Genomic DNA, 22491 nt, shown 5'->3' on the forward strand with positions numbered 1-22491 from the left:
CGTCAGCGGTCGGCTTCGTCACTTCCGCGGGCGCCGCCGCGCGGGAATAGATCGCGCCGCTCGTCGAGCTCGCGGACCAGGTCCTCCAGCTCGGAGCGGATCCAGTCGCGGGTGGCCACCTCGCCGAGGCCCATCCGGAGCGCCGCGATCTCCCGGGTCAGGTACTCGGTGTCGGCGATGGACCGCTCGTTCTGCTTGCGGTCCTGCTCCAGGTTGACCCGGTCCCGGTCGGCCTGCCGGTTCTGCGCCAGCAGGATCAGCGGCGCGGCGTAGGAGGCCTGGAGCGACAGGGCGAGGGTCAGGAAGATGAAGGGGTACTCGTCCCAGCGCAGGTGGCCGGGTGCCGAGATGTTCCACAGCACCCAGACGACGACGATCACCGTCATCCAGACGAGGAACCGCCCCGTGCCGATGAAGCGGGCGATCCGCTCCGACAGCCGCCCGAAGGCCTCGGGGTCGTACGCCGGCAGCAGCTTGGGGCGCCGGATGCGTGGCTGGTCCAGCCGGATGCGGGGCGCGGGCGGCTCCCCCGTACGCTCGTACGTCCGCTCATGCGCCATGCGCGACCTCGCTCCCGCCCGCCGCGCTCCCGACCTCCGCGTCGAACTCGGCCTCGCGCCAGTCCTCGGGCAGCAGGTGGTCGAGTACGTCGTCGACGGTGACCGCGCCGAGCAGCGACCCGCTCTCGTCCACGACCGGGGCGGCGACCAGGTTGTACGCGGCGAGGTGCTGGGTCACGGCGGACAGCGGGGTGTCCGGGGAGAGCGGCTCCAAGTCGGTGTCGACGACCGCCGACACGAGCGTGAACGGCGGGTCGCGCAGCAGCCGCTGGAAGTGCACCGTGCCCAGGAACTTGCCCGTGGGCGTCTCGTCGGGCGGCCGGCACACGTACACCTGGGCGGCGAGGGCCGGGGACAGGTCCTGCTGGCGTACGCGCGCGAGCGCGTCGGCGACCGTGGCGTCGGGGCGCAGCACGATCGGCTCGGTGGTCATCAGGCCGCCCGCCGTGCGCTCCTCGTACGACATCAGGCGGCGTACGTCGGCGGCGTCGTCCGGCCGCATCAGGGTCAGCAGCCGCTCCTTCTCCTCCTCGGGCAGCTCGGAGAGCAGGTCGGCGGCGTCGTCGGGGTCCATGGCCTCCAGGACGTCGGCGGCCCGCTCCTCCTTGAGCTTGCCGAGGATCTCGACCTGGTCGTCCTCGGGCAGCTCCTCCAGTACGTCGGCGAGCCGGTCGTCGTCGAGGGCGGCGGCGACCTCGGCGCGGCGCTTGGGGGTCAGGTGGTGCAGGGCGTTGGCGAGGTCGGCCGGGCGCATCCGCTCGAAGGTGGCGACCAGGCTCTCGGCGCCCTGCCCGTGCTCCTCCAGCGAGAAGCCGGTCACGGCCGACCACTCGACGGTGAGCGTCTCGCCCTTGCGGCGCAGCGCCCCGCCGCCGCCCCGGCGGACGAAGACCTTGTCGATCTCCCAGTCGCGGCGGGCCGGGAGCTGCTGGACGCCCACGTCGAGGACGGTCACCTCGGAGCCGTCCTCGACGAGCCGGACCCGGCGGTCGAGCAGTTCGCCGAGGACCAGGCGCTCGGTGGGGCGCTGCTCGAAGCGGCGCACGTTGAGCACGCCGGTGGTGATGACCTGGCCGGACTCGATGCCGGTGACGCGGGTCATGGGCAGGAAGATCCGGCGGCGGCCGATGACCTCGACGACCAGGCCGAGGAGGCGGGGCGGGCGGCGGCCCACCCGGAGCATCGCGACGAGGTCGCGGACGCGGCCCACCTGGTCGCCGTTGGGGTCGAAGACGGGGACACCGGCGAGGTGCGAGACGAAGACACGGGGAGCGCCTGCCGCCATGCCGCACACCTCCTCGTCCACCCTCGTATGCCGGAATTCTTGGCTTTCGTGCCGATTCAGGCTAGCCCGTCCTGGTGCGGGTCGCCCAGGCAGGGCGTCCGTACGGCTCTCTGCCGACGGCCGTATACGACACAGGTACGCTGCGGTCTGCCAACCCCCCACGGTTTGATGAGAGGCAGTGCGCTGGTGACCCTTCTCGCCCCGGCTTCGCGCGCCCGCCGGGCCGCCCTCCCCCTCGCACTGTGCGTCGGGCTGACCGCGGTGCTCACCGCCTGCGGAGAGGAACCCGACCCGGACGCGGGGACGAACGGGGTGGGCAGACTGTCCGCCACCGAGATCGAGACGAAGGCACGGGCGGCGGCGGCCGGCGCGAAGGCGGTACGGCTGTCGGGGAAGCTGGTCAGCAAGGGCGGCACGTACACGCTCAACATGCGGCTGAACCAGACCGGCGCGACCGGGCAGGTCGTCACCAAGACGTCCACCTTCGAGCTGCTGCGGGTCGGCGACGCGCTGTACCTGAAGGCGGACGCGGACTTCTGGACCAGCGCCGAGAGCGACGAGGGCGACCAGGGCGGCGAGCAGGACGACTCCGGTACGGAGGCGGCGGACACGCTCGACGACAAGTACGTGAAGGTCCCCGAGGACGACCCCTCGTACAAGCAGCTCCGCGGCTTCACCGAGATGAACGTCCTGCTCCGCGGGCTGCTGGAACTGCACGGCGACATCGTCAAGGGCGACCGCTCCAAGGTCGGCGGCATCCGCACCATCAAGGTCGCCGGCGGCGCCCAGGGCGAGGGCGGCACCCTGGACGTCTCCCTGGAGGGCGCCCCCTACCCGCTCCAGTTCGCCCGTGGCGGCGGCGCGGGCGTGGTCGTCCTGTCGGACTGGAACAAGCCCTTCCCCCTGACGGCCCCCTCCAAGGACGAGACCCTCGACTACGGCCGCCAGCTCCCGCGCACCAGCGACTGACGCCGCGCTGCGGGCCCCGGTCCGCCGCCCCGCGGCTAGCGCTTCTTGCGCTTCAGCAGCAGGCGCGGCAGAGCCGCCGGGATCGGGCGGCGCGTGGTGGCCGGGGTGGTCAGCGGGCGCGCCGCCAGGGAGCCGTCCGGGTGGGCGGTCGTCGCCTCGCCCGGCGTCAGGCGCAGCACCCGGCACTCGCGCGCCCAGCGCTCGGTCATCGTCTCCGCGTCCGGGGCGTTCAGCCGCTTGCCCTTCAGCTCCGCGACGGCCGCCTCCCACGGCTCCGAGCCGGGGGCCAGCTCGGTCACGGCGGCCGTCCAGGCGACCACACGGCCGCCCTTGTCCTTGCTGCGCACCGTCACCTCGGCGGTGGCGCCGTCGGCCAGGCCCGGCAGCGGCTGTTCGCCCGGGCCGTCGCCGACGACGTACGCCGCGCCGTCCAGCCACACGTGCCACAGCGCCCGGGCCGGGCCCTCGCCGCGTACCCAGATCAGGCCGGACTTCTTGGTGGCCTCCTCGACGAGGGCCTGGTCGAGCAGTGCGTCTGTCATGGCACGCAGCTTAGCCACTCGCGCTAGAGCCACCCGTTGCGCTTGAGGGTGCGGTGGATCGCGAAACAGATCACCGAGATCCCCACCAGCACCAGCGGATAGCCGAACTTCCACCGCAGCTCCGGCATGTAGTCGAAGTTCATGCCGTACACACCGCACACCGCCGTCGGTACGGCGATGATCGCCGCCCACGAGGTGATCTTGCGCATGTCCTCGTTCTGCGCGACCGTCGCCTGTGCCAGGTTGGCCTGGAGGATGGAGTTCAGCAGCTCGTCGAAGCCGATGACCTGCTCCTGCACCCGCGCCAGGTGGTCGGCGACGTCCCGGAAGTACTTCTGGATGTCCGGGTCCACCAGCCGCATGGGCCGCTCGCTCAGCAACTGCATCGGCCGCAGCAGCGGCGAGACCGCCCGCTTGAACTCCAGCACCTCACGCTTGAGCTGGTAGATCCGCCCGGTGTCGGCGCCGCGCGTCGAGCCCTTGGCGGGCGGCGAGAAGACGTCGATCTCGATCTGGTCGATGTCGATCTCCACCGCGTCCGCGACCGCGATGTAGCCGTCCACCACGTGGTCGGCGATCGCGTGCAGCACCGCCGACGGGCCCTTCTCCAGCAGCTCCGGCTCGCCCTCCATGCGGTGGCGCAGATTGCGCAGGGAGCCCTGCCCGCCGTGCCGGACGGTGATCACGAAGTCCCGGCCGGTGAAGCACATCACCTCACCGGTCTCGACGACCTCACTGGTCGCCGTGAGTTCGGCGTGCTCGACGTAGTGGATCGTCTTGAAGACGGTGAACAGCGTGTCGTCGTACCGCTCCAGCTTGGGCCGCTGGTGCGCGTGGACCGCGTCCTCCACGGCCAGCGGGTGCAGCCCGAACTCGGCCGCGATACCGGCGAATTCGGCCTCCGTAGGCTCGTGCAGCCCGATCCACGCGAAGCCGCCGCCCTCGCGCACCTGCCGCATGGCCTCGCGCGGCGTGAGGCACGCGTCGGTCGCCTCGTCCTTCAGCCGGCGGCCGTCGCGGTACACGGCGCAGTCGACGACCGCGGTGGACGTCGACGGGTCACGGGTCGCGTCGTAGGAGTTGTACGTGTTGTACGGGGCACTGCTCTTGCGCAGCGAGGGGCGGACCGCTGCGCGCAGGTCACGGATCATCGACATGGCTGGCTCCTTCACGGAGAGGCCGTCGCGGGGCGTGGCACAGCCCGGAATGAGGACGTGGCGTTCCTTACGTCCGCAAAGCGGGCGGCACCGCGGGATCGCGGTGACGGCGTTCGCTACAGACAGGCAAAACGGTGTGCTCTTCCGTCGTGCGCATAGCCATGACCTCGTACTCACGCCCCATGAGGAAGAGCGGGAGCGAGCAGGTGAGATGTCCCTCAGGTCACATCTCGGGTCACAGGAAAAAGCCGCGGGCGGAAGAGCGGTTGGTACTGCACGGTCGACTTCGATCCACCGCAGCCCCACCTCCTCCGGCCGGTCCCCCGTGGGGGATGACGTGTCGTCGGGACTGGAAAGCCACGCTCCGCGTGCTGTCCCGACCAGCAGACGGCCAAGACTATCAGCCGACTGAGGGTCAATCCCTTACTTTGCCCGTTCCATACGCGCTCTATGCTCACCGCATGGGAGAAGTTCTTGCTCTGGTCGAGGCCCGGCTGCGTACCGCCCTCGGTGAACCGGACGCGCGCGCCGCGGTGACCTTCCTGGGCACCGACCGCATCGAGGTGCTCCGCTTCCCGGACGCCGCCCTCGGCCTCGTGAGATACGCCACCCTCGGGATGTCGGCCCAGCCGATGGCCGACCCGACCGCCACCCTCGCCGACCCGGTCAAGGGTCCGCGCGCGGAGCTCCTCCTGACCGTACGGTCCGGGCTCGCCGACACCGACAAGGTGCTGCGCCCGCTCGCGGTCCTCGCCGCCTCCCCGCAGGTGGAGGGCGTCGTCGTGGCCCCCGGCGCGTCCCTGGACACCGGCGAACCCCTGTGGCCCGGCGCGCCGTTCACCTCCGTCCTCGTCGCGGAGTCCGGCGGGCTGGTCGAGGACCTGGAGCTGGACGCGCCGATGGACCCGGTGCGCTTCCTGCCGCTGCTGCCGATGACGCCCAACGAGGCCGCCTGGAAGCGGGTGCACGGCGCGCAGGCGCTCCAGGAACGGTGGCTGTCGGCGGGCACGGACCTGCGCGACCCGCTGCGCAGGTCCGTAACCCTCGACTGACGGCGGTCAGTTGGCGAGGGCCGGCCGGGGCAGCCCGGCCCGGTGCTCCTCGGCCTCGTGGGTGAGCGAGCGGCGGCGCGCCCACACGATGCCCGCGCCGATCGCCGCCGCGGCGCCCGCCACGACGAACGGCATGTGGACGTCGCTCCACTCCTCGATCCTCGGCGCGAGCCAGGGCGCGGCGGCGGCCGCGAACCAGCGCACGAAGTTGTAGCCGGCGCTGGCCACCGGGCGGGGCGCGTCGGAGACGCCGAGGGCCAGTTCGGTGAAGACGGTGTTGTTCACGCCGATGAAGGCGCCCGACAGGATCGTGCAGACGATCGCGGTGGTGTGGTCGCCGAACCCGAGGACGACGACGTCGGCGGCGAGCAGCACGAGCGAGCCGCCGAGCACCCTCAGCGACCCGAACCGCTCCTGGAGGCGCGGCGCCACCAGCACGGAGAACACCGCGAGCAGCACGCCCCAGGCGAAGAACACCGCGCCGGACCTGTAGGGCGTCATGTCGAGCACGAACGGTGTGAAGGCGAGCACCGTGAAGAACGCGTAGTTGTAGAAGAAGGCGGAGGCGGCGGCGGACGCCAGCCCGCCGTGGCCGAGTGCCCTGAGCGGGTCGAGTAGGGACGTCTTGCGCGCGGGCTTCGGCTGTTCGCGCAGGAAGGCGGCGATGCACAGGAAGCCGATCGCCATCAGCGCGGCGGTGCCGAAGAACGGATAGCGCCAGCTCGCGTCGCCCAGGACGGCCCCGACGAGCGGTCCGCAGGCCATGCCGAGACCGAGTGCCGACTCGTACAGCAGGATCGCGGCCGCGCTGCCGCCGGCCGCCGCGCCGACGATCACGGCGAGGGAGGTGGAGACGAACAGGGCGTTGCCGAGCCCCCAGCCGGCCCGGAAGCCCACCAGCTCGCCGACCGAGCCCGACGTACCGGAGAGGGCGGCGAAGACGATGACCAGCGCGAGTCCGCCGAGGAGCGTCCTGCGGCCGCCGATGCGGCTGGAGACGAAACCGGTGATCAGCATCGCGACGGCGGTGATCAGGAAGTACGAGGTGAACAGCAGCGACACCTGGCTGGGGGTCGCGTGCAGGCCCTGGGCGATGGACGGCAGGATCGGGTCCACCAGTCCGATGCCCATGAAGGCGACGACGGAGGCGCCTGCCGTCGCCCAGACGGCCCTGGGCTGCCGCAGGATGCCGGTGGCCCCTTCGTCGAACGGATCCTTCTGCCGCATCTCCGCTCCTTTCCGTGCCGGCGCGTCGGCACCCGGCAAGTAGTTGCTATATACACACAATAAGTTAGACGGTCTAATGGATGCAAGATGCATCAAAAATTGGAAGGGTGAGCGGCACACCGGACGGGTGATCGTCCTTGACGAGGCGACGGCCGGGGAGGACCGTTGAACGCTATGAGGGGCGAACCCAGTTGCCCGAAGTGCGGAGGCCGGGTCCGGGCGCCCGGTCTCTTTTCCGACTCCTGGCAGTGCGACGTGCACGGCGCCGTGCAACCGCTCCAGCCCGTGATCCCGCCCAGCGTCGAAGCGCTCGGCGTCGTCACGCACCGGGCCGAGGTCCCCGTCTGGATGCCCTGGCCGCTGCCCGTGGGCTGGCTGTTCACCGGGGTCGCCTACGCGGGCGACGACCGCAGCGGCGGCCGGGCCACCGTCGTCGCCTGCTCGGGCCCCGCCCCCCTCGGCGGCGTGGGCGAGCTGCTGCTGATCGCCGAGGAGCCGGGCGTCGGCCTGGGCGCGCGGTACGCCGGGATCGACGGCCCCGATCCCGGCCCCCACATGTGCACCGGCAACCGCCCGCAGGCCAAGGTGCTCGCGGCCGGGCGGCCCACCCCCCTCTGGCACGTCAGTGACGCCCCCGAGGACCGGGCGGTCTTCGCGGGCGAGGCGCGCGGGCTGTGGCTGTGGGCCATCGTCTGGCCCGAGAAGTCGGGGCTGCTGATGTACGACGAACTCGTCCTGACCGACCTGAGGGAGGCCGGCTCGGAGGTGGAGCTGCTCCCGTGCGGCGCGCTGAGCCCGAGGCTGCTGGACTGACGGCGTGGGGACGGGGGCGCGGCCGGTATCCTGGAGCGGTCCCCTGTCCGTCCCGAGCCCCGGAGTCACGCGTCGTGCGCATCGACCTGCACACCCACTCCACGGCTTCCGACGGTACGGACACCCCCGCCGAGCTCGTGCGCGGCGCCGCGGCGGCCGGGCTCGACGTCGTCGCGCTGACCGACCACGACACCACGCGCGGCCACGCCGAGGCGATCGCCGCGCTCCCCGAAGGCCTCACGCTCGTCACGGGCGCCGAGCTCTCCTGCCGGATCGACGGCATCGGCGTGCACATGCTCGCGTACCTCTTCGACCCGGAGGAGCCCGAGCTGGCCCGCGAGCGCGAGCTGGTGCGCGACGACCGCGTGCCGCGCGCCCGCGCCATGGTCGGCAAGCTCCAGCAGCTCGGCGTCCCGGTGAGCTGGGAGCAGGTCGCCGCCATCGCCGGCGACGGGTCCGTCGGCCGGCCGCACATCGCCGAGGCGCTCGTGCGGCTCGGCGTCGTGGCCGACGTTTCCGGCGCCTTCACGCCCGAGTGGCTCGCCGACGGCGGCCGGGCGTACGTCGAGAAGCACGAGCTCGACCCCTTCACCGCGATCCGTCTCGTCAAGGCGGCCGGCGGTGTCACCGTCTTCGCGCACCCCGGTGCCGCCAAGCGCGGCCGCACGGTGCCCGAGTCGGTCATCGCCGAACTCGCCGCGTACGGCCTCGACGGCATCGAGATCGACCACATGGACCACGACGAGCCGACGCGCGCCAGGCTGCGCGGGCTCGCCGCCGACCTCTCCCTGCTGGCCACCGGTTCCAGCGACTACCACGGCACCCGCAAGACCTGCCGCCTCGGCGACCACACCACGGACCCCGAGATCTACGGCGAGATCACCCGCCGCGCGACCGGCGCGTTCCCGGTGCCGGGCACCGGGGGCCCCGCCCAGGCGTAGCTCCGGGGGAGCGCGCCGCCCGTAGCCCCGTACCCCCGCACCTCTCTGTACGACCCTCCTCCCGCAAGGCCTCACTGTGTTCGACGTCGCCGTCTTCGGCTCCCTCTTCCTCACCCTTTTTGTCATCATGGATCCCCCTGGGATCACCCCGATCTTCCTCGCCCTGACCTCCGGCCGGGCCACCAAGGTCCAGCGCCGGATGGCCTGGCAGGCCGTCGCGGTCGCCTTCGGCGTGATCACCGTCTTCGGCATCCTGGGCCAGCAGATCCTGGCGTACCTGCACGTCTCCGTGCCCGCGCTGATGATCGCGGGCGGGCTGCTCCTGCTGCTCATCGCGCTCGACCTGCTGACCGGCAAGACCGACGAGCCCAAGCAGACCAAGGACGTCAACGTCGCGCTCGTACCGCTGGGCATGCCGCTGCTGGCCGGTCCCGGCGCGATCGTGTCGGTGATCCTCGCCGTGCAGCACGCGGAGGGCGTCGGCGGGCAGATCTCCGTCTGGGCGGCGATCGTCGCCATGCACATCGTGCTGTGGCTGACCATGCGGTACTCGCTGCTGATCATCCGGGTCATCAAGGACGGCGGCGTGGTGCTCGTGACCCGGCTCGCCGGAATGATGCTGTCGGCGATCGCGGTGCAGCAGATCATCAACGGCGTCACCCAGGTCATCCAGGGCGCCTGAGACATCACTGCGCCCCCGGACGGATTCCGGCTGCTCCAGGCCGCCGGAGTCCGCGCGGGGGCGCGGTGTCAGAGCGTCGTGCTTCTTATGAGGCCGTGGTCCCGGCCGGGCGGATCCAGATGCGCTGGCCGATCGAGGCGGCCTGCTGCACGATCCTGTTGACGGAGGCGGCGTCCACGACGGTGCTGTCCACGGGCGTGCCGTCGACGTCGTCGAGTCGCAGAATCTCGAAGCGCACGGGCTTCTCCCTTCGTCCTGAGTTGATCCTCCTGCTGGAGAACTGTGTTTCCGTATGAGTGCCAACGTCATGTAGGGGGCAAACATTCCCTACGCTAAAGAAATTTTTTGAGCGCCTAAGTATTGCTCGGTGGGGTGGTGGCGGCCGGGGCCGAGGCGTCGGACAATGAGCCCCGTATGAACCACCGTCCGGAGCCCCCCGCTCCCACCCTCAGCGAACTCGGCGCCCGCCTGGAGCGCACCAATGAGCTCCTCCAGCGGATGCTGGCCGAGGTCGCCAAGACTCCCTCGACGCACGCCATCTTCGTCGACGCCGGTTACGTCCATGCTGCGGCCGGGTTGCTTGTCGCGGGCACCGAGGATCGGCGCTCCTTCGACCTGGACGCCGAAGGGCTCATCGAGGCCTTCATCGACACGGCCCGCACGATCTTCGCGGACAGCCGGCTGCTGCGCCTCTACTGGTACGACGGCGCCCGGCGCCGTATCCACACCCCCGAGCAGCAGGCCATCGCCGAGCTGCCCGACGTCAAGGTCCGGCTCGGCAACCTCAACGCCAGCAACCAGCAGAAGGGCGTCGACTCCCTCATCCGCACCGACCTGGAGTCGCTGGCCCGCCACCGCGCCATCAGCGACGCGGCGCTGGTCGGCGGCGACGAGGACCTCGTCTCGGCGGTCGAGGCGGCCCAGGGGTACGGGGCCCGGGTCCACCTCTGGGGCATCGAGGCGGCCGACGGCCGCAACCAGGCCGAGCCCCTCCTCTGGGAGGTCGACAGCGCCCGCACCTTCGACCTCGACTTCTGCCGCCCCTACGTCACCCGGCGGCCGGTGACGACGTACGAGAGCGAGGGCGAGCCGCCGCCGTCACGCGACGAGGTGCGCTTCGTGGGCGCCCGGATCGCGGAGACGTGGCTGGCGGAACGGGGCCAGGCCGCGATGGCCGAGCTGCTGCCCGGCCACCCCTACCTGCCCGGACCGGTGGACCAGGACCTGCTCATCGAGGCGGAGAAGGTGCTGAGCCGGTCCCTGCGCGGGCACGCAGTGCTGCGGCGGTCGCTGCGGGACGGCTTCTGGCAGCACCTTCAGTCGCGGTTCTGACGGCTCTCGCGGTCGTCCCAGAACCGGGCCACGGCCACGGCGGTCTCCACCGGGCGGTCGGTGTTCGGCGAGTGCTCGGCGCCCTCGATACGCGTGCGGTGCGCGCCCAGCCGGTCCGCCATCGCGTCGAGCAGCGGCACCGGCCACGTGTCGTCCCGCACGCCCGAGATCACGTGGACGGGCATCGGCGGGCGCAGCGCGGCCAGTTCGTCGACCCGGTCCGGCTCGACGGTCAGCCGGCGGCCGGTGGCCAGGAGCTGCGCGGGGTTGTGCAGCAGCCAGCGGCGGCGGAGGTCCTCGCGGTTGCTGCCCGCCTCGTCGGCGTCCTCCGGCGGGTCCAGGGCGCGCATGGCCTGCCACACCTGACCCATCGTCATCACCGCGAGCGCGTCGCTCAGCAGCTTGATCTTCTCCTGCTGGGCGGGTGCGACCTGGGCGGGACCGGACGACATCAGCGTGAGCGTGGCGAAGGGCGCCGCGTCGAGCAGGACGGCCGCGCGGGCGATCTGGCCGCCGAGGGAGTGGCCGAGCAGGTGGACCCGGCCGCTGTCGAGCGCCGCCGCCTGGGCCAGCGCGTCGCGCGCCAACTCCTCCTGCTCGTAGGCCTGTTGGTCGTCGGGGCCGGTGGTCTCGTACTGCCCGCGGCCGTCGACGGCGACGGTCCGGTAGCCGGCGTCGGCGAGCGGCTGGAGCATGGCGATGAAGTCCTCCTTGGAGCCGGTGTACCCGGGCAGCAGGAGGGCCGTCCCCTTCGGTTCCGTACCGGCGGCGGGCGCCGCGTCCAGCACGGCGAAGTCACCACGGGACGTGCGGAGGGTGCGGGCACGGGCGCAGGGGGGCGGGGTGAACGTGGGCGGGCGGCTCATGGGACGAGGCTATCGGGACCCGGCCGCCGGACGCGGATACGGCGACGGCCCCGCCCCGGGAAGGGGTGGGGCCGTCGCTCGTGTGCCTGGTGCGGCTCGGGCGTGGCGGTCGCCCGGTCAGCTCTCCGGCTGGGCGGCCGCCACGGCCTTCGTCGTCCGGCGCCGACGGGGCTTGGCCTCCGCCTCCGCGCCCGCCTCCGGGGCGGCCGCGACCTTGCGGGTGCGGCGACGGGGCTTGGCCTCCGGCTCGGCCTCGGCGGCCGGGGCGGCGACGGGGGCCTCGGCGGCCTCCGCGACCGGCTCGGCGGCCTTGCGGGTACGGCGACGGGGCTTGGCCTCCGGCTCGGCCTCGGCGGCCGGGGTGGCGACGGGGGCCTCGGCGGCCTCTGCGACCGGCTCGGCGGCCTTGCGGGTACGGCGACGCGGCTTGGCCTCCGGCTCGGCGGTCGCTTCCACGGCCGCTTCCGGGGCGGCCGCGGCCTTGCGGGTGCGGCGGCGGGGCTTGGCCTCCGGCTCGGCCTCGGTGACCGGGGCGGCGACGGGGGCCTGGGTGGCCTCCGCGACCGGCTCGGCGGCCTTGCGGGTGCGGCGGCGCGGCTTGGCCTCGGGCTCCGGCTCGGTGGCCGGGGCGTCGGCGGCCGGCGTGACCGGGGCGGTGGCCACGGCCTCCGCCGCGGGGGCGCCCGCGCGGGTACGGGTACGGCGGCGGCGCGGCGTACGGGTCGCCGGGGCCTCCTCGGCCTCGGGGACCTCGGGCGCCGAAGGAGCCGCTGCGGTCTCCGGCTCGGCGGCCACGGGGGCGCCGCTCCGCGTGCGGCGGCGCTGGCGCGGCGTACGCGTGCGCGCCGGGCGCTCCTCCGAGCGCTCCGTACGCTCCGGGCGCCGGCCGCGCGACCCACGGCCGCCCGTCTCGCCGAGGTCCTCGACCTCTTCCGCGTCCAGACCGGCACGGGTCCGCTCGGCACGCGGCAGGATGCCCTTCGTGCCCTCGGGGATGTCCAGGTCCGCGTACAGGTGCGGGGACGTCGAGTACGTCTCGACCGGGTCGTTGAAGTCCAGGCCCAGCGCCTTGTTGATGAGCTGCCAGCGCGGGATGTCGTCCCAGTCGACCAGCGTGACGGCGATGCCCTTCTTGCCCGCGCGGCCCGTGCGGCCCACGCGGTGGAGGAAGGTCTTCTCGTCCTCGGGCGACTGGTAGTTGATCACGTGCGTGACGCCCTCGACGTCGATGCCCCGCGCCGCGACGTCGGTGCAGACGAGGACGTCGACCTTGCCGTTGCGGAAGGCGCGCAGCGCCTGCTCGCGGGCGCCCTGGCCGAGGTCGCCGTGGACCGCGCCGGAGGCGAAGCCGCGCCGTTCGAGCTGCTCGGCGATGTCGGCCGCCGTCCGCTTCGTACGGCAGAAGATCATCGCGAGCCCGCGGCCGTTGGCCTGGAGGATGCGCGAGACCATCTCGGGCTTGTCCATGGAGTGCGCGCGGTACACGTACTGCGCGATGTTCGCGACGGTCGCGCCCTCGTCGTCCGGCGCGGTGGCGCGGATGTGCGTGGGCTGCGACATGTAGCGGCGGGCCAGACCGATGACGGCGCCCGGCATGGTCGCCGAGAACAGCATGGTCTGGCGCTTCGCCGGAAGCATGTTGATGATCTTCTCGACGTCGGGCAGGAAGCCCAGGTCGAGCATCTCGTCGGCCTCGTCGAGGACGAGCGCCTTGACCTTGGACAGGTCGAGCTTGCGCTGGCCGGCGAGGTCGAGGAGACGGCCCGGGGTGCCGACGATCACGTCGACGCCCTTCTTGAGGGCCTCGACCTGGGGCTCGTACGCGCGGCCGCCGTAGATCGCGAGGACGCGGACGTTACGGACCTTGCCGGCGGTGAGCAGGTCGTTGGTGACCTGGGTGCACAGCTCGCGGGTGGGGACCACCACGAGCGCCTGCGGGGCGTCCGTGAGCTGCTCGGGCTTCGCCCGGCCCGCCTCGACGTCGGCGGGGACGGTGACGCGCTCCAGCAGCGGCAGGCCGAACCCGAGGGTCTTGCCGGTGCCGGTCTTGGCCTGGCCGATGACGTCGGTGCCGGAGAGCGCGACCGGAAGGGTCATCTCCTGGATGGGAAAGGGGGACGTGATGCCGACGGCTTCGAGGGCCTCGGCGGTCTCGGGAAGGATCCCGAGCTCTCGGAAAGTCGTAGTCAGGGTGCTGCCTCTTCTGTGAGACGCGGCATGAGGCGAACGCTGGGGGTCGTACCGTGCCGGTTACGGCCGGCCGCCGGTCGTCAAGACCGCTGCCGGGTGGCGCGGGACCACTGCCGTCGCTCGAGCGTCATACCGCTGAGGGGCCCCTCATGTGCGGCTCATCGCACGGAGGGCTGTCGGGTCGGAGCCGATCGGGCCACCGACCGGGCATCCTCATTCATGAGATGGCCCGCCGAGTACATACGAACATGACTGAATACTCAGCAGGCGCATTACCACTGTACCCCGGATCCGCGCAGGTGTGTTGGGACGATTCATAAGGAGGGGGAGGTCACAGTGGATGACCAGGGCCTTCGGCGGCGCGCCGAGCGGGCTATTGTGCGCTTCATGGAGACGCCTGACAACGCCGCCGCTTCCGCTGCTTCCGCCCCCGCCGCCGAAGAACCGACCGGGATCGCCGCCCTCGACTGGGCCGGTGCCTCCGCCGAGCCCCAGTACCGCGCCGCGGTCGTGGACCTGCTCGGCGCGCTCGCGTACGGAGAGCTGGCGGCCTTCGAGCGGCTGGCCGAGGACGCGAAGCTGGCGCCGACGCTCGCCGACAAGGCGGAGCTGGCGAAGATGGCGTCGGCCGAGTTCCACCACTTCGAGCGGCTTCGGGACCGGCTGACGGCGATCGACGCGGAGCCGACGGCCGCGATGGAGCCGTTCGCCAAGGCGCTGGACGACTTCCACCGCCAGACCGCGCCGTCCGACTGGCTGGAGGGCCTGGTCAAGGCGTACGTCGGCGACTCGATCGCCAGCGACTTCTACCGGGAGGTCGCCGTCCGGCTGGACTCCGACACCCGCGCGCTGGTGCTGGCGGTGCTGGACGACACCGGCCACGGCAACTTCGCCGTCGAGAAGGTGCGCGCCGCGATCGAGGCCGACCCCCGGGTGGGCGGCCGCCTCGCGCTGTGGGCACGCCGCCTGATGGGTGAGGCCCTGTCCCAGGCCCAGCGGGTGGTGGCGGAGCGCGACGCGCTCTCCACGATGCTCGTCGGCGGTGTGGCGGACGGCTTCGACCTGGCGGCGGTGGGCGAGATGTTCTCCCGCATCACCAAGGCCCACACCAAGCGCATGGCCGCCCTGGGCCTGGCCGCCTGACGGGGCTGCCGCCCCCTCGCCGGGGGCGGCCACGTCCCGCCGGCCGTCTGCGCCCCTCGGGGCGCGGAGCCGACGGTTACGTCGCCGCCGAGCGGCGTAGGCGGCGAGTGGGCCGCAGCAGGAGCGAGAGCACGACGGCCGTGACCGCGACCGCGCCCAGCAGGGTGCCCAGCGCGTGGCCGGGGCCGAGCGCCGCGTGGGTGATCAGCGCGCCGAACAGCGCGCCCAGCACACCCGCGCCGAGTACCACGCGGCGTGACGGGAGCCGGTCGGTCAGCCGGTGGGCGGCCGCCCAGGACAGTGCGAGTCCGAGCACGACGGAGCCGAAAGCTTCCCAGAACACTGGATCACCTCGCGGACGGCGGGGCGGGCAAAACGGTCACAGCCCGTACTACCCGATGCGCACGAAACGCAATCCTGCTCCTGGAACCTCCTGGGACGCGTGAAAGGCCCGGCGGGTCACCCCCGCCGGGCCTTTCACGTCGTACCGCCGTACTGCTCAGAGCGCCCCGAAGCCCACCCGCGGCTTGGTCGGCTCGCCGATCTCCACGTAGGCGATCCGGTCGGTCGGCACCAGGACCTTGCGGCCCTTGTCGTCCGTCAGGCTGAGCAACTGCGTCTTGCCGGCCAGTGCCTCGGTCACCGCGCGCTCCACCTCCTCGGCGGACTGCCCGCTCTCCAGAGCGATCTCCCGGGGCGCGTGCTGCACGCCGATCTTGACCTCCACGGCTATGTCCCTCCGAACGGTCAGCGTTGCGCGGTCAGCCGCGCCGTACGCTGCACACATTAGCCCGGAGAGACGACACGGATCATCAGTGGGAATCGGAGCCGTGCAGCGGGAAGCCGGCGATGCCCCGCCACGCCAGCGACGTCAGCAACTGCACCGCCTTGTCGCGCGGGATCGACGACTCGCTGGACAGCCAGTACCGCGCGACCACCTGCGAGACGCCGCCCAGGCCCACGGCCAGCAGCATCGACTCGTCCTTGGACAGCCCCGTGTCCTCGGCGATGACCTCGGAGATCGCCTCCGCGCACTGGAGCGAGACCCGCTCGACGCGCTCGCGCACCGCCGGCTCGTTGGTCAGGTCCGACTCGAAGACGAGGCGGAAGGCGCCGCCCTCGTCCTCCACGTACGCGAAGTAGGCGTCCATGGTGGCCGCCACGCGCAGCTTGTTCTCCGTGGTGGAGGCGAGCGCGGTGCGCACGGCTTGGAGCAGCGACTCGCAGTGCTGGTCCAGCAGGGCCAGGTACAGCTCCAGCTTCCCGGGGAAGTGCTGGTAGAGGACGGGCTTGCTGACGCCCGCGCGCTCCGCGATGTCGTCCATCGCGGCCGAGTGGTACCCCTGTGCGACAAACACTTCCTGGGCCGCGCCCAGGAGCTGGTTGCGTCGGGCTCGGCGCGGCAGGCGCGTGCCCCGCGGGCGCGCCGCCTCTGTCTGCTCGATGGCTGTCACGCCGCCTCCCAAAATCGATCCTTGCGCGCTGTGCGCCGCGCCCGCCATCGTACTTTTGGGTAACCCGGCTGTGCGCGGTGCGAGCGCAGAATTTCACGTACCGGACGCCTCTGGTAGCCGGAGATTCAACGTTAAACGGATCAAATCAGCGGTAGTCGTCCTCGTCGAGGTCCACCACACGGGCCTGTTCGGCGGCGTCGGCGGGGTTCGCCACGGCCGGATCGATGCGGGTCAGCGGCTCGTCGGCGTGCGGTCGCACCTCCGTGTGCTGCTCGGCGGCGTCCGCCTCGGGCGTCTCCTCGCCGAACGCGGCGGTCGTCGTGCCGTTGTCGTTGCCTTCGAAGGTCTCCGGGTCGGTCGGGTCGACGGTCATGGGCTCCCTTTCACACGGCTTCACGCGGCGGGTTCACATGTCTCGGTTCACATGTCTCGGTTCACATGGCGGGCGGGGGCCTGGGCGAACTGCCCTCATGTATGAGCCTAGGAGGTACCCCCTTCCGGCGCTATGCGATCTGTGACGGCGAACACATCGGTGCCCGCGTGATCGTCTCGTAACATTGCCGCATGTCTTCGACCGAGCTGCCGGAATCCGTCGCCGCCACCGCGGCGGGGCCGCGCGTGAGCGCCGTACGGGTCGCGGCGGGGGAGCGGCTGCGCTCCGTGACGCTGCCCGGGCTGACGCTGAACGTGCGCTACCGGCCGTCGGAGCGCACCGGGCTGCCCCCCGCTCTGTACGTGCACGGGCTCGGCGGCTCCTCCCAGAACTGGTCGGCCCTGATGCCGCTGCTCGAGGACATCGTGGACGGCGAGGCGGTCGACCTCCCCGGTTTCGGCGACTCCCCGCCGCCCGACGACGGCAACTACTCCGTGACCGCGCACGCCCGCGCGGTCATCCGGCTGCTGGACGCCGGCGCCCGCGGGCCCGTCCACCTCATCGGGAACTCGCTGGGCGGCGCCGTCGCCACCCGCGTCGCGGCCGTCCGCCCCGATCTCGTCCGCACGCTGACGCTGATCTCGCCCGCGCTGCCCGAGCTGCGCGCCCAGCGCGGCGCCTGGCCCACGGCGCTGCTCGCGCTGCCCGGCGTCGCCTCCCTGTTCACCCGGCTCACCCGGGACTGGACGGCGGAGCAGCGGGTGCGGGGCGTGCTCGCGCTCTGTTACGGGGACCCCGGGCGGGTCACCGACGAGGGCTTCCGCAACGCCGTGGAGGAGATGGAACGGCGCCTGAGGCTGCCGTACTTCTGGGACGCGATGGCCCGTTCGTCGCGCGGCATAGTGGACGCGTACACGCTGGGCGGCCAGCACGGGCTGTGGCGGCAGGCGGAGCGGGTGCTCGCGCCGACGCTGCTGGTGTACGGCGGGCGTGACCAGCTCGTCTCGTTCCGGATGGCGCGCAAGGCGGCGGCGGCGTTCCGCGACTCGCGGCTGCTGGCGCTTCCGGACGCGGGGCACGTCGCGATGATGGAGTACCCCGAGACGGTCGCCCGGGCCGTACGGGAACTGATCGACGCCACCGACCACGAAGACGGGAGCTGATCCGGGGCCGTGGGACGACATAGCCGCAAAGGCCCCGCACCTAAGGGCTCCGAACAGGGCACGGGCGCGGTACGCGAGGGGGCGCGTCCCGGTACCGGACGCCGGCGCAAACCCGCGGCGCCCCCCGAACCGCACCACCACCAGCAGCATCAGCACCAGCCGCAGCACCCGAGCACACAGCAGCACCAGCAGCACCAGCCGCAGCACCAGAACGCACAGCAGCAGGTACGGGGCGGCCACCCCGAGCAGCACGAGCCCGGCGGCGGCTGGGGCGAGCCCGGCCGGTACGGCGACTGGCGCGGCGTACCCGCCTCGCGGCCGGCCCCGCCCGGAGCTCCCGCGACCGGAGCTCCCGCGCCCGGTGCCCCCGCGACCGGGCTGGGCGCCGGCGCCCGGATACCCGGCCCACGGCGCGAATTCGTCGATGCCTTCGACCGCACCCCGCCCGAGACGCCGGCCGGCGAGCCCGGTGAGCCCCGGTCGGAGGAGGACCGGGGAGAGAACGGCGAAGAGGCCCGCAAGGCGCGCGGCGGCGGCCTGGGGCGCACGTTCACCGGCATCGCGGCCGCCGCCGTCACCACCGTCCTCGCCGTCGTCGTGGCCGGGCAGGTCACCGGTGCCGGGCCGGACGGCTCCGCCTCCCGCCCGCCGGGCGAGGCCGCGGGGCGCGTGCCCGAGCCCGGCGGCGGGTCCCGCTCGGACCGTTCCGACGAGCGCGGCGCCCCGCGGGAGGCCGCGCGGCCGGCCGCCCCGCCGACGTACGCGCAGCTCATGGCCAAGCGGTTCCCGCTGGACCCGAAGCTGAAGGGGTCCGGCGAGTTCGAGGTCGTACCCGGCACCGACCCGGCGCCCGGCAAGGGCAACAAGGTGCGGTACCGCATCGACGTCGAGAAGGGGCTCGGGCTCGACGCCGAGCTGTTCGCACGGGCCGTCCAGGAGACCCTGAACGACGACCGGAGCTGGGCGCACGGCGGTGCCATGACGTTCGAGCGGATCTCCAGCGGCGAACCGCAGTTCGTGATCACCCTGGCGAGCCCGGGGACCACCGGTGTCTGGTGCGCCAAGTCCGGGCTGGACACGACCGTCGACAACGTCTCGTGCGACTCCGCCGCCACCGACCGCGTGATGATCAACGCCTACCGGTGGGCGCAGGGCTCGGAGACCTACGGCGTCAACGCGATGCTGCCGTACCGGCAGATGCTGATCAACCACGAGGTCGGCCACCGGCTGGGGCACAACCACGTGACCTGCCGTACCCCGGGCGCGCTCGCGCCGGTGATGCAGCAGCAGACCAAGTCGCTGGAGGTCGAGGGCATCAAGTGCCGCCCCAACCCCTGGGTGTACCCCGGCGGTTGATCGGGCGAATTCACCTGTAGTGGCCTGTAGCCGCCCCTAGCGCGTCGAAACGCTACGGGTGCAGGAAAGTTACGAGCATTCACCCCTTCCGGTGGCGCAACGGACAACCGTCCATCGCGCCACCGGCATATCCGCTTACGTTCTTCCCGCTGTGAGTCGCCGGACCAACGGTGGCCGCACACAAGGGAGATCGGGGGTGTACTCGTGCGGATCGGACTGCTCACCGACGGTGGCTACCCGTATGCCACGGGTGAGTCCAGGCTCTGGTGCGACCGGCTCGTGCGCGGGCTCGCGCAGCACGAATTCGACGTCTACGCGCTGAGCCGGAGCGCCCGGCAGGAGGACGCCGGCTGGGTCCCGCTCCCACCCCAGGTGCGGCGCGTCCGCACGGCTCCGCTGTGGGCTCCCGGGGACGAGGGGCGTGGCGGGCGCGCGTACGGCAGGCGTGAGCGCCGGCGCTTCACCGCTTGCTTCACGGAGCTCGCCACCGCCCTGTGCGGCCCGCGCGACGCCGCCGCCGAGAGCTTCGCGGAAGGGCTGTACGGGCTGGCCGAGCTCGGCCGGGAGTACGGCGGCCTCCACGCCGCCCTCCGGTCCGAGGCCGCCGTCCGCGTCCTGGAGTCCGCCTGCCGCACGCGCGGCGCACGCCGGAGCGTGCACGGCGCCACCGTCCTCGACCACCTCGCCCTCGCCGACTCGCTGGAGCGCGCCCTGCGCCCCCTGTCGCCGGACTGGTACGGCGAGGACGGGCTGGGCGCGGTCGACCTCTGCCATGCTGCGTCCGGTGGAACCGCGGCCCTCCCCGGACTGGTGGCCAAACGCTTCTTCGGCGTTCCGCTGCTGGTCACGGAGTACGGCGTACACCTGCGCGCGCACTACCTCGCGGCCGCCGACGCGCGGCTGAGCACTCCCGTGCGCGCCCTGCTCGCCGCCTTCCACAACTGCCTGGCCGCCGAGGTGTACCGGCAGGCCTCCGTCATCACGCCGGGCAACACCCACGCCCGCCGCTGGCAGGAGAGGTGCGGCGCCGATCGGGCCAGGCTGCGGACCGTTTACCCGGGCATGGAGGCCGAGCGGTTCGCCGCGGTGGGCGAGAGCGGCGACGGCGGCGATCCGTACACGCTGGTCTGGGTCGGGCGGATCGAGCCCGCGAAGGACCTCGTCGGTCTGCTGCACGCCTTCGCCGAGGTACGGAGGCAGGTGCCGGCGGCCCGGCTCAGGATCGTTTCCGCGCCCGGCCGCGACGCCGAGTCCGCCACCTACCGCGCGCACGGCGAGGCCCTGGCCGCCCAACTCTTCCCCGACGAGGCCACCGACGCGCACGCCGTGGGCGACAACCCCGTCTCCTTCGAGGACCTCGGCGGCCCCGGTGCCCCCTCCCTCACCGAGACGTATGCCGGGGCCGGCGTGGTCGTCCTGTCCAGCGTGGTCGAGGGCTTCCCGGTCAGCCTGGTCGAAGCCATGCTCTGCGGACGCGCCACCGTCTCGACGGACGTGGGGGCGGTCGTGGAGGTCATCGGCGGTACGGGACTGGTCGTGCCCCCGCGCAATCCGCGGGCGCTCGCCGACGCGTGCCTGGCGCTGTTGCGCGACCCGGCGCGGCGCGAACGGCTGGGCGCCGCCGCACGCGCCCGCGCACTCGAACTGTTCACGGTGGAGCAGAACATCGCGGCATTTCACGGCATTTACCTGGAGCTCATCTCCCACACGCCCGTGCACCGCGACGCGGACGCCATCGGCGCGGACGGCGAGCCGCTGCCGTTCGCGCACCCGGCCGAGACGTATGTGCCCGGCCACTGGACCGGACGCCGCTCGGGCGGCGCGACCACCCCGGCCTGGGCCACCGCACCACGGCCGACGGGCGGGAGCACGGGCGGGGGCGCTCGTACGGGTGTGGGCGCTTGTACGGGCGCCGTCGCGGGCGCGGGGAGGACGGACGGCCATGTCTGAGGGAGGCACACCCATGTCGGGCGGCCGCCCCCACGGCGGGAGGCCGGCCCCCGGCCAGGCCGCCTGGGCCAGCCGCGCGGAGGCCGTCCTGTCCGAGCCCGCGCTCGGACGGCCCGCTCCCGGACGGTCCGCGCTCGGACAGCCCGCTGCCGAGCAGCCCACTCCCGGGCCGTCCGCTGCCGAGCAGTCCACTCCCGGGCCCGGCGGTGACCTTCCGGCTGGTGGCCTCGCGGGCAGCGACCTTCCGGGCGGTGGCCGTCCCGGAGGCGTCCGGCGGAGGCCGGGCGATCCGGTGAAGGCGTTGCTGCACCGCCACCGGGAGCTGTGCGAGCGGGCGGTCGACCCGCTGGAGATCGCCGCCGGTCTGGAGGCCCACGGGCTCACCGACCGGACCGCCGCCCGGTTCCGGCACCGGGACGTGTTCTCGCTCGCCGAGGAGCTGTACGCGCGCGTGCCGCGCGGTGACGACAACGCGCCGCACCGCACCGCCGCCGCGCCCGACCCCGACTCCGCGTGGACCGGCCGGGCCGCCCTGCCGTACCTGCTGCCCGGAGCCGTCGGCGCCCTCACCGTGGTCGGCCTCGCCCTGACCGGCGGGCCGCTGCGGGCGGCCGTCGGCGCGGCCGGCGCGGCCGGGCTGGCCGTGGCGCTCACCGTCTGCCTCCGGCGCGGCCCTCTGCGCGTCGCCGGGCGCACGGCACCGGGCACGCGTGCGTGGACCGGCTTTCTGCTCGCGTACGCCGTGTGCGGCGACGGCCTGCTGGACCAGCTCATCGCCGGCGGCCCGGACGGGCCCTGGCCCACGGAGCCCGCGCCACTGCTCGGCCTCGCCCTCGCCGTCGCCCCCGCGGCCTGGTGCGCCCACCTCTTCGCCGTACGGGCCCGGTGCGGGCTCGCCGGCAGCCGGGGCCTGGCCGAGTTCGCCTCCGGCACCCGCCCGCTGCTCCTCGGGGTCGTCGCGCTCCACACGGCCGCCCTCACCGGACTGCTCACGCTCGTGGGCGCCGCCCTCGACGACGGCTCCCTCAGCGGCGGCGCCCTGGCCCTCGGCACCCTGCTGTTCCTCGCCCGGCTGCTCGCCGTCCACGGCTTCCCGGGGGCCGCGGCCGCCGGGCTCCTCGGCGCGGCCGCCGCCGAGGCGCTCGCCCTGGCGTCGGTCCTCGCGGGCCGCCTGCCGGGGTGCGACCGGCTCGCCCGCCCCGTCGAGGCGGTCGTCGACGCCTGGGGTTCCGCGGCCGTGCCCACGCTCGTGTGCGGCGCGGCCGGCCTCGCCCTGCTGGCGCACGCCACCGCCGTACTGGCCCGCGCCTCCGCCCATGCCGGCGGTACCGCCACCGCCACCTGAACCGGCCACCTGAGAGCCGGACCGTACCCGCGTACACCCTTCACCAGCTCACCAGCTCATCAGCACAAGGAGACAACCGACATGACCCCCC

Annotated in this window: 23 protein-coding genes; 11 read left to right on the forward strand and 12 right to left on the reverse strand. The window is 73.0% G+C overall.

Annotated features, from left to right (window positions below; translation table 11 throughout):
* Positions 1-2: 2 nt before the first annotated feature.
* Positions 3-560: a DUF1003 domain-containing protein gene (locus ACZ46W_RS07830; RefSeq protein ID WP_468333081.1), complete on the reverse strand. Its 558-nt coding sequence runs from the start codon at positions 558-560 to the stop codon at positions 3-5.
* Positions 550-1845 (reverse strand): magnesium transporter MgtE N-terminal domain-containing protein, encoded by a 1296-nt coding sequence (locus ACZ46W_RS07835; RefSeq protein WP_468333084.1) that lies wholly within the window; start codon positions 1843-1845, stop codon positions 550-552. Before ACZ46W_RS07835 ends, ACZ46W_RS07830 begins: the two co-directional genes overlap by 11 nt.
* A gap of 186 nt (positions 1846-2031) precedes the next feature.
* Between ACZ46W_RS07835 and ACZ46W_RS07840 the strand changes: the two genes are divergently transcribed.
* Positions 2032-2814 carry a hypothetical protein gene (locus tag ACZ46W_RS07840; RefSeq protein ID WP_468333087.1) on the forward strand — a complete coding sequence of 261 codons (783 nt, stop codon included), beginning with the start codon at positions 2032-2034 and terminating at the stop codon, positions 2812-2814.
* 35 nt (positions 2815-2849) lie between these two features.
* On the opposite strand, the gene ACZ46W_RS07845 is transcribed toward ACZ46W_RS07840, so the two are convergent.
* Positions 2850-3356 (reverse strand): hypothetical protein, encoded by a 507-nt coding sequence (locus tag ACZ46W_RS07845; protein ID WP_468333090.1) that lies wholly within the window; start codon positions 3354-3356, stop codon positions 2850-2852.
* A 23-nt stretch (positions 3357-3379) separates the two neighbouring features.
* The gene (locus ACZ46W_RS07850) at positions 3380-4513 is read right to left on the reverse strand and encodes a magnesium and cobalt transport protein CorA (RefSeq protein ID WP_468333093.1); all 1134 of its coding nucleotides are present in this window, start codon (positions 4511-4513) and stop codon (positions 3380-3382) included.
* A 461-nt stretch (positions 4514-4974) separates the two neighbouring features.
* On the opposite strand from ACZ46W_RS07850, the gene ACZ46W_RS07855 reads away from it, so the two are divergent.
* Positions 4975-5565 (forward strand): suppressor of fused domain protein, encoded by a 591-nt coding sequence (locus tag ACZ46W_RS07855; RefSeq protein WP_468333096.1) that lies wholly within the window; start codon positions 4975-4977, stop codon positions 5563-5565.
* Between the two features lie 6 nt (positions 5566-5571).
* On the opposite strand, the gene ACZ46W_RS07860 is transcribed toward ACZ46W_RS07855, so the two are convergent.
* On the reverse strand, positions 5572-6792 hold the full coding sequence (locus ACZ46W_RS07860; protein ID WP_468333099.1) for an MFS transporter: 1221 nt from the start codon (positions 6790-6792) through the stop codon (positions 5572-5574).
* A 174-nt stretch (positions 6793-6966) separates the two neighbouring features.
* Here ACZ46W_RS07860 and ACZ46W_RS07865 point away from each other — a divergent pair, with 174 nt between their 5' ends.
* The 3 genes from ACZ46W_RS07865 (at position 6967) to ACZ46W_RS07875 (ending at position 9228) form a co-directional block, all read left to right on the forward strand.
* Positions 6967-7605: a DUF6758 family protein gene (locus tag ACZ46W_RS07865; RefSeq protein WP_468333102.1), complete on the forward strand. Its 639-nt coding sequence runs from the start codon at positions 6967-6969 to the stop codon at positions 7603-7605.
* A gap of 74 nt (positions 7606-7679) precedes the next feature.
* A complete protein-coding gene (locus ACZ46W_RS07870) occupies positions 7680-8546 on the forward strand; it encodes a PHP domain-containing protein (RefSeq protein WP_468333105.1) in 867 nt (288 codons plus the stop codon).
* Positions 8547-8622: 76 nt separating this feature from the next.
* Positions 8623-9228, forward strand: a complete 606-nt coding sequence (locus ACZ46W_RS07875) for a MarC family protein (protein ID WP_366127593.1) — start codon at positions 8623-8625, stop codon at positions 9226-9228.
* Positions 9229-9313: 85 nt separating this feature from the next.
* On the opposite strand, the gene ACZ46W_RS07880 is transcribed toward ACZ46W_RS07875, so the two are convergent.
* A complete protein-coding gene (locus ACZ46W_RS07880) occupies positions 9314-9466 on the reverse strand; it encodes a hypothetical protein (protein ID WP_366127592.1) in 153 nt (50 codons plus the stop codon).
* A gap of 176 nt (positions 9467-9642) precedes the next feature.
* Here ACZ46W_RS07880 and ACZ46W_RS07885 point away from each other — a divergent pair, with 176 nt between their 5' ends.
* Positions 9643-10560 carry an NYN domain-containing protein gene (locus ACZ46W_RS07885; RefSeq protein WP_468333110.1) on the forward strand — a complete coding sequence of 306 codons (918 nt, stop codon included), beginning with the start codon at positions 9643-9645 and terminating at the stop codon, positions 10558-10560.
* On the opposite strand, the gene ACZ46W_RS07890 is transcribed toward ACZ46W_RS07885, so the two are convergent.
* A complete protein-coding gene (locus tag ACZ46W_RS07890; RefSeq protein WP_468333113.1) occupies positions 10545-11426 on the reverse strand; it encodes an alpha/beta fold hydrolase in 882 nt (293 codons plus the stop codon). The genes ACZ46W_RS07885 and ACZ46W_RS07890 overlap by 16 nt on opposite strands.
* 117 nt (positions 11427-11543) lie before the next feature.
* Positions 11544-13523: a DEAD/DEAH box helicase gene (locus ACZ46W_RS07895; protein WP_468333116.1), complete on the reverse strand. Its 1980-nt coding sequence runs from the start codon at positions 13521-13523 to the stop codon at positions 11544-11546.
* A 480-nt stretch (positions 13524-14003) separates the two neighbouring features.
* Between ACZ46W_RS07895 and ACZ46W_RS07900 the strand changes: the two genes are divergently transcribed.
* On the forward strand, positions 14004-14759 hold the full coding sequence (locus tag ACZ46W_RS07900) for a ferritin-like fold-containing protein (protein WP_468333119.1): 756 nt from the start codon (positions 14004-14006) through the stop codon (positions 14757-14759).
* 76 nt (positions 14760-14835) lie between these two features.
* On the opposite strand, the gene ACZ46W_RS07905 is transcribed toward ACZ46W_RS07900, so the two are convergent.
* The 4 genes from ACZ46W_RS07905 to ACZ46W_RS07920 all read right to left on the reverse strand — a co-directional run bounded on the left by ACZ46W_RS07905 (position 14836) and on the right by ACZ46W_RS07920 (position 16586).
* Positions 14836-15102, reverse strand: coding sequence for a hypothetical protein (locus ACZ46W_RS07905; protein WP_366127586.1), 267 nt, complete (start codon positions 15100-15102; stop codon positions 14836-14838).
* Positions 15103-15258: 156 nt separating this feature from the next.
* Entirely contained in the window at positions 15259-15486 is a 228-nt protein-coding gene (locus ACZ46W_RS07910) for a DUF3107 domain-containing protein (RefSeq protein ID WP_468333122.1), read from the reverse strand.
* An 85-nt stretch (positions 15487-15571) separates the two neighbouring features.
* Positions 15572-16213, reverse strand: a complete 642-nt coding sequence (locus ACZ46W_RS07915) for a TetR/AcrR family transcriptional regulator (RefSeq protein WP_366127585.1) — start codon at positions 16211-16213, stop codon at positions 15572-15574.
* Between the two features lie 145 nt (positions 16214-16358).
* Complete coding sequence (locus tag ACZ46W_RS07920; protein ID WP_468333126.1) at positions 16359-16586, reverse strand: hypothetical protein; 228 nt, start codon at positions 16584-16586, stop codon at positions 16359-16361.
* Between the two features lie 191 nt (positions 16587-16777).
* Between ACZ46W_RS07920 and ACZ46W_RS07925 the strand changes: the two genes are divergently transcribed.
* The 4 genes from ACZ46W_RS07925 (at position 16778) to ACZ46W_RS07940 (ending at position 22400) form a co-directional block, all read left to right on the forward strand.
* Positions 16778-17749: an alpha/beta fold hydrolase gene (locus ACZ46W_RS07925; protein ID WP_468333128.1), complete on the forward strand. Its 972-nt coding sequence runs from the start codon at positions 16778-16780 to the stop codon at positions 17747-17749.
* A 9-nt stretch (positions 17750-17758) separates the two neighbouring features.
* Positions 17759-19105 carry a DUF3152 domain-containing protein gene (locus tag ACZ46W_RS07930; protein ID WP_468333131.1) on the forward strand — a complete coding sequence of 449 codons (1347 nt, stop codon included), beginning with the start codon at positions 17759-17761 and terminating at the stop codon, positions 19103-19105.
* Between the two features lie 204 nt (positions 19106-19309).
* Entirely contained in the window at positions 19310-21055 is a 1746-nt protein-coding gene (locus ACZ46W_RS07935; protein ID WP_468333134.1) for a DUF3492 domain-containing protein, read from the forward strand.
* A complete protein-coding gene (locus ACZ46W_RS07940) occupies positions 21048-22400 on the forward strand; it encodes a hypothetical protein (protein ID WP_468333137.1) in 1353 nt (450 codons plus the stop codon). The genes ACZ46W_RS07935 and ACZ46W_RS07940 overlap by 8 nt, the downstream gene beginning before the upstream one ends.
* The last annotated feature ends 91 nt before the right edge of the window (positions 22401-22491 follow it).

It is taken from the genome of Streptomyces sp. NPDC031064, assembly GCF_055570965.1.